Origin of the sequence: Flavonifractor sp. DFI.6.63 (assembly GCF_024462255.1) — a bacterium.
Taxonomy (GTDB): domain Bacteria; phylum Bacillota; class Clostridia; order Oscillospirales; family Oscillospiraceae; genus Lawsonibacter_A; species Lawsonibacter_A hominis.
On record NZ_JANGBE010000025.1, the window covers coordinates 47,048 to 53,499 of the forward strand.

Here is a 6,452-nt window from a genome sequence, read left to right on the forward strand (position 1 = left end):
CCTCTCCGCCGCTGCTCAGGAAAGCGCCGCCTGAGCCAGCGCCCGGTTGAATTCCGCCAGCCAGCCTTCAAAGCAGGCGTCCTCCAGGAACGGAGCCAGCGCCGTGTCCCGGTCCACGCCCTGTGCCATGGCCTCTTCCACGGCCGCCCGATCCGTCTTTGCCCGGCCGGACATGGAATTTTCCACCACCTGACGGGCCTCGTATCCCTGCGCGAAGGCCCGGCTGGTATAGAATTCGTAGTTTTCGGACATCTCTACGCCGATCTCCAGCGTACCCCGGAGCACAGGCGTCATCTCCACTTCCGCATCCTGTGCCGCCTGGAGCAGCGTTTCCACATCGTTGGCCGCGCGGGTCACCGGCAGATAGCCGGAGGCAAGCGCGAATGCGATGTTCTGCTCCGGCGCAGTCAGCCACTTGAGAAAGGTCACGGCCGCCCGCTCCCGCTCCTCGGTCGACTTGACCACCACCATGCCCGCGCCCTGCTGCACGGCCATGGGCTGGGTCCCCGCAAAATTGGGCAGAGGGTATACCGCCCCCTCAATGGCGTAGGTGCTTCCGTCGGCCCGAGTGACTTCGCCGGGGAAATAGGTCGCTCCGCTGGTAGAGCCCACATAAGCGGCAATATCCCCGGTACGCAAATCATCGCTGCGGAACTTGCCATAGGAGGCGTAGTAGCCTTTTACATAGGGAACATAGTAATTGTCCCACAGACGGCGCATCACGTCGTGATCCACCTGAAGGGTGATCCGGCCATCCTCCACGGAGAACAGCTCCACTCCCAGCTGCATACTGCCGATCAAGATGTAGTTGGCAAAGGCGTCCCGGCCGAAAAAGGCCTTCCCGTCGCCGGACAGATCCGGGGTCCGGGCATCCGTCCAATCATAATAACGTTCCGCCAGCGAGGCAATGCCCTCCCAGGTGGCCAGGTCGGCTTCCGAAGCGCCGGTGGCCGCTGAAAAAGCGTCCCACTCCGTCTTGTTCACGCTGAGCAGCTCGGTGGACTTGGCCACCGGGAAAATTTTAAAGCCGCCCGTGTCAAAACGTCCCTCATCCAGATAGGCGGCGATGTAGGCCTGCTGCTCCTCCGTGGTAAGATATTCCCCCAAATCGGCCAGCATGCCCAACCGGTCGATCTCATAGGCGGTGTCGGCATAGGCGGCAAAAAGGTCGGGCAGCGGCTCCGCCCCCACCTTGTCATAAATGGCGTCCTTCACCTGTTGGGTCAAATCACCGATGGTACCATAGCTGTGCGGTTCCACTACGATCCCCTGCTGCGCGCCCACCGTCTCGTTGAATTCGTTCACCAGGCGGCTGAAGACCACCTGCTGCGCGCCGTTATAATAATGCCACACGGTGATGGCTACCGGATCTGCGGCGCCCGTCTGCCGGGCACAGCCGCCCAGCAGTACCGCGCTGCCCAGCACTGCCGCCAGAATCAGGGCTCTTGCCTTTGCCTTACGCTTCATGTCACGTTTCCCTCTTTTCGGGCGATTGGCGATTCGTTTCAGTCTATCATTCTTTTCTCGCTTTTGCAAGCCTGACGTCCCCCTGTGCGCCGACAAAAGCGGGAGCGGGCGGAGCGCGCCGCGGCCAGCGCCGGAACCGCTCGATTTGTTTCGCTCCAACACGCTCTTTCCCCCGCGCTGCGCTCCCCGCGCCGAAGCGGAGCAGCCGGCCGCATATGGCGGCCGTCCCCTGGCCATGCACCTGCGCGTCTGTCCCTGAATGGACAGACGCCCCGGCCGCAGCCAGGGCGTCTGTGTCCTATGTCTCCAGTGTTCCAACGCAGAAAAACGTGAAGTTTCCGGTCGCCAGAAGCCGTTCCGTCTCATCTTTAATGTCGATCTCCACCAGACAGGTGGTGCCGCCGCGGTACCGGACCCGGGCCTGGGCCGTGACGGTACCCTCGTTTGCCGCACGGATAAAGTGGATGGAGCCCTCCAGGGTCACATACCGCCGCCCGTCGCTTCTGGCCGCCGCACCGCCGGCGCAGTCCGCCATCGTAAAATAGGCGCCCCCATGGAGCATCCCAAAGGGATTCAGGCTGTCAGGACACAATTCCAATGAGACAGCGGCCTGATCCCGCTCCTGACGCACAACCCGGATATGGTTATGGTGCATAAAAGCATTGGCCTGGTTGATCTTGTCCAGCATCTCCTGCGTCATAGCGTTTGCCCCTTATGCCAAAATAATGTTTCCGCCCTCGATTCGGAGAACCGTAGCCAGCGCTTCCACTCTCAGTCCCATGCGGCGCAGCACCTTTCCTCCTTCGCGCATGGACTTCTCGATGGCCACGCCCACTCCCGCCGCCTCGCCCCCGGCTTTCGCTACCAGCTCCAGCAGGCTTAGAATGGCTTGGCCGTTAGACAGGATATCGTCTACCAGCAGCACCACATCATCTTTATCCAAATATTTTTTTGATACCCGCAAGGTGTAAGACTTCTCCAGTGAAAACGAATGCGTCTCCGCGGAATAGACCTCCGGGTCGATATAGCCGGTCTGAAATTTTTTAGCATAGACCGCCGGTACATCCAGCGCCCGCGCCACAAAACAGGCCAAAGCGATTCCGGAACTCTCCGCCGTGAGGACCTTAGTGATTCGCTCCCCCTTAAAGCGGTGCGCCAGTTCGTTCCCCATCTTCTCCATTAATTCCATGTCCATGCAGTGATTCAGGAACATGTCCACATGAATAATGTCACTTTCGCCCACCACCGCGTCACTGAGAATGCGCCGTTTTAATTCTTCCATTGCCATTCCTTTCTGTTCCAGCCAAATCGCTGCGCCGTTCCTGCGGATGTAGTTGCTTTCCCGGTCGATTTAAGATTATATCTTATTTTACCCCGCCTTGCAATATTGACAAGCCCCCAAAAATACGGTATTCTATTCAAAGCCCGAAGCGGCCCCAAAGCCTTCGTCCAAACGCCCTCCCGCCGCCGCGCATTTCTTCTGCAGCTTTTATCGGGTGCCGGGACCGGCTTGCAGACTATGCGGGATCGCCTCTGACTTGGACCGGCAAGCCTTGCTGCACGAGGGCTTCGGGCGTTATAACGAGCAAAGCTCCGGTAAAGCGCCAACCATCCCGCTCACGGTTTCTTCCATGGCATGTTCATAATTTGATATGGAGCGGTATCGAAGTGGTCATAACGGGACTGACTCGAAATCAGTTGACGGGCAACCGTCCGTGGGTTCGAATCCCACCCGCTCCGCCACAAGCCCCTGAAAACACTACGTTTTCGGGGGCTTTCTCTATCTTGACGCGGCGCCCTGCTCTGGGGCGTCGGGCCTTCTCGTTCAGAAAAGCCGTTATTCGCTATATGTGAGAAAAGTGTGTGCCGCCGCGCCCGGCGCCTGCTGGTACAATCGGCAGGGGGGAAGCGTTACTTTTCTCCCTGCGAACGCCCCGATATCTTTCGTTGACAATCCGTAATCTCTCTCATATAATAGATAGTAATCTCTTTGCACTGCATTACATTCCGGCTCTGCCAGAATGCGAGATCACCAGTACAAACTGAGCAGGCGATGCCCGTAAGGGCGTGGGGCCGGGCCGCTTTGCCGGCGGCAGCAGATTGCAGCTTATGCACATCTGTGGGACAGTTGTATGTTCCATGGGTGTGCTGTTTTTATACCCATCTATGGAACAGCCGACCTCAAATGGAGTGCCATAGGAGAAATCATGACACCGTAATGCCAGACGGCAACGGGAAACGGAGGATTCTTTTATGACAGCCACCCAACCGAATCAGGCAGGGCTAACCTCTGCCGAAGCAAAGCGATTGCAGGACAAATACGGCAAAAACGAACTGTCGCCGCAGAAGAAGGAACGCTTTCTCAAAAAAGTATTCCACATTATCTGTGAGCCTATGTTTTTGCTGCTCATTGCCGCTGCAATTATTTATTTCATTCTCGGAGAGCCGAGAGACGGTGCGATTATGCTTATTTTTGTGGCAGGCATCATCAGCATTGATGTGATTCAGGAGTGGAAAACCGACAAGACACTCCATGCGCTGAAGGATTTGTCCGCACCGCACATCACCGTCATGCGGGACGGCAAAGAACAGCAGATCGCAAGTGCCGATCTGGTGCCGGGCGATCTGATGATGATCTGCGAGGGCGTCAAGATTCCGGCGGACGGCGTAGTGCTGCGCTGTGCCGATCTGTGTGTGGATGAATCCTCCCTTACCGGCGAAGCAGAGGGGGTCTGGAAAATCCCTACGGAAAGCACCGAAGCCGCAAAGGATTACTGGCGCCGTGATTGCTGCTATGCCGGCACCCTCGTCACACAGGGCACCGCCACGGTTCAGGTGGATCAAATCGGTGCGCAGACCGAATACGGAAAAATCGGGCTTGGCGTCGCCGCCGCGCCGCAGGAGGATACGCCGCTGCAAAAACAAACCGGCAAGCTGGTGAAAACCTGCGCCATCATAGCAGGTGCGCTGTTTGCCCTGGTGGCCGTATTCACATGGTTCAATATTCCCGACCATCCGTTTGCCGATCGTCTGATTGAAAGCATTCTTTCCGGTGTGACGCTTGCCATGGCCATGATTCCGGAAGAGTTTCCGGTCATTCTTACGGTATTTCTCTCCATGGGGGCGTGGCGGCTGGCCAAGAAAAACTCGCTGGTGCGCAAGCTGCCCAGCGTGGAGACGCTGGGTGCTGTTTCTGTGCTCTGCGTAGATAAGACCGGTACCATCACCATGAACCAAATGACCGTACAGGAAACTTGGGTGGCAACTGGTACCGAGCAGGCGCTTATCGAGACGATGGGGCTCGGCTGCGAAACCGACGCTTACGACCCCATGGAAAAGGCCATGCTCCGCTGTTGTCAAGCGCATGGCATTTCCAAGGAGCGCTTGTTTGCCAATGCGCTTGTACGGGAATACGCCTTTACCAATGAACTGAAAATGATGGGACACGTCTGGCGCAGGGACGGCGAGCTGGTCATTGCCGCCAAGGGCAGTCCGGAGCGTATCCTGATGATCTGCGAACTGACGGACGCGCAACGGAATGCCGCGGAAGCAGAGATCAGAACGCTTTCCGCGCAGGGACTGCGGGTCATCGCCATTGCGAGCGCCCATCCGGAAAACGAATCCGCCATCCCCGCTTCCATCACCGACTGCCGCTTGACGCTGCTGGGGCTGGTGGGGCTTGCCGATCCTCCCCGCGCAAGCGTCAAGGCCGATATTGCCGTCTGCAGCCGCGCGGGCATCCGCGTGGTTATGATCACCGGGGATAATGGGATGACCGCTTCCGCCATTGCCAAAAAAATTGGAATTCCCGGCAGCGAGAATATCATTACCGGCGAGGCGCTGGAGCGCATGTCTGATGCGGAACTGCGGGAAGCGGTCAAGACCGTCTCCATCTTCTCCCGGGTCATTCCCGAACACAAGATGCGCATCGTCAAGGCCTTTCAGGAAAACGGCGCGATCGTGGCCATGACCGGCGACGGTGTGAATGACGCGCCGGCACTGAAATACGCCGACATCGGTATTGCCATGGGCAAGCGCGGCAGCGAGGTTTCCCGCGAGGCCGCCGACCTGATTCTGATGGACGACAACTTCACCACCATTGTGGAGACAGTCCGTGACGGGCGGCGCATCTACGACAACATCCGCAAGGCGGTGGGCTATGTATTCACCATCCATATCCCCATTGCATTTGCATCCTTGCTGGCGCCGTTTCTGGGTATTGCGCCCGCCGCGCTGCTGCTTCTGCCGCTGCATGTGGTGCTGCTGGAGGTGCTTATCGACCCGACCTGCTCCATTGTACTGGAGCGCCAGCCCGCGGAAGAGGATATTATGGATCGTGCGCCCCGTGACCCGAAGGAACAGCTGCTGACCGGCAGACTGCTGGGCAAGAGCGTGCTGCAAGGTATTTTTGTGTTTGCCGCATCCTTTGGCGCTTACTTTTTGACGCTCTCCGGCGATCCCGTCAACGCGCCGGCGGCCCGCGCCATGGGTCTTTCCATCATCATGCTGGCAAACCTGTTTTTGGTGCAGGTCAACAGCTCCAACCACGACTTTGCGTACCGCTCTGCCCAGCGGCTCATCAAAGACCGCGTGATGTGGGCGGTCAACCTGGGCACAATTGCGCTGCTGGCCGTGATTTTGTACACGCCGGTCTCAGCCTATCTGAAGTTTGCCCCCCTCACCGTCACACAGCTGTTCACAGCGGTTGGCCTTGCCGCCGCGTCGGTGCTGTGGTATGAGCTTGTGAAGCTTGCAAAAAAACGAAAACTCAAAAGTTGATGGGACGAACAGGTCGGGACCACCCGTTTTACGGGTGGTCCCGCAGGCTGTTGAAAAACCCTCCTGGAGAAGAGCCTCGCAGAGTTGAGTCGTCCGCAGACGACGGAAGGAAAGGAAACTCCGTCATTTCCGGCGACATGCGCGTCGGAAATGACACCTCTCATGACGGACAGGGCGACTTTTCTGCAAGAATCGAGCCCTGTCCG

Annotated in this window: 4 protein-coding genes, 1 tRNA gene and 1 riboswitch; of the genes, 2 read left to right on the top strand and 3 right to left on the bottom strand. The window is 58.2% G+C overall.

The genetic code is table 11. The annotated features are described in order from the left end of the window. Positions 1 to 15: 15 nt before the first annotated feature. The 3 genes from NE547_RS12845 to NE547_RS12855 all read right to left on the bottom strand — a co-directional run bounded on the left by NE547_RS12845 (position 16) and on the right by NE547_RS12855 (position 2,749). On the bottom strand, positions 16 to 1,467 hold the full coding sequence (locus NE547_RS12845) for an extracellular solute-binding protein (RefSeq protein ID WP_186907013.1): 1,452 nt from the start codon (positions 1,465 to 1,467) through the stop codon (positions 16 to 18). Positions 1,468 to 1,765: 298 nt separating this feature from the next. Beyond that, entirely contained in the window at positions 1,766 to 2,167 is a 402-nt protein-coding gene (locus tag NE547_RS12850) for a PaaI family thioesterase (protein ID WP_186907012.1), read from the bottom strand. A gap of 12 nt (positions 2,168 to 2,179) precedes the next feature. Further along, on the bottom strand, positions 2,180 to 2,749 hold the full coding sequence (locus NE547_RS12855; RefSeq protein WP_186907191.1) for a xanthine phosphoribosyltransferase: 570 nt from the start codon (positions 2,747 to 2,749) through the stop codon (positions 2,180 to 2,182). A gap of 372 nt (positions 2,750 to 3,121) precedes the next feature. Here NE547_RS12855 and NE547_RS12860 point away from each other — a divergent pair. After that, positions 3,122 to 3,210 (top strand) — tRNA-Ser (locus tag NE547_RS12860). Between the two features lie 289 nt (positions 3,211 to 3,499). Beyond that, positions 3,500 to 3,597: riboswitch (NiCo riboswitch) on the top strand. Between the two features lie 123 nt (positions 3,598 to 3,720). Continuing rightward, positions 3,721 to 6,246: a cation-translocating P-type ATPase gene (locus tag NE547_RS12865; protein WP_256176110.1), complete on the top strand. Its 2,526-nt coding sequence runs from the start codon at positions 3,721 to 3,723 to the stop codon at positions 6,244 to 6,246. Positions 6,247 to 6,452 lie beyond the last annotated feature (206 nt).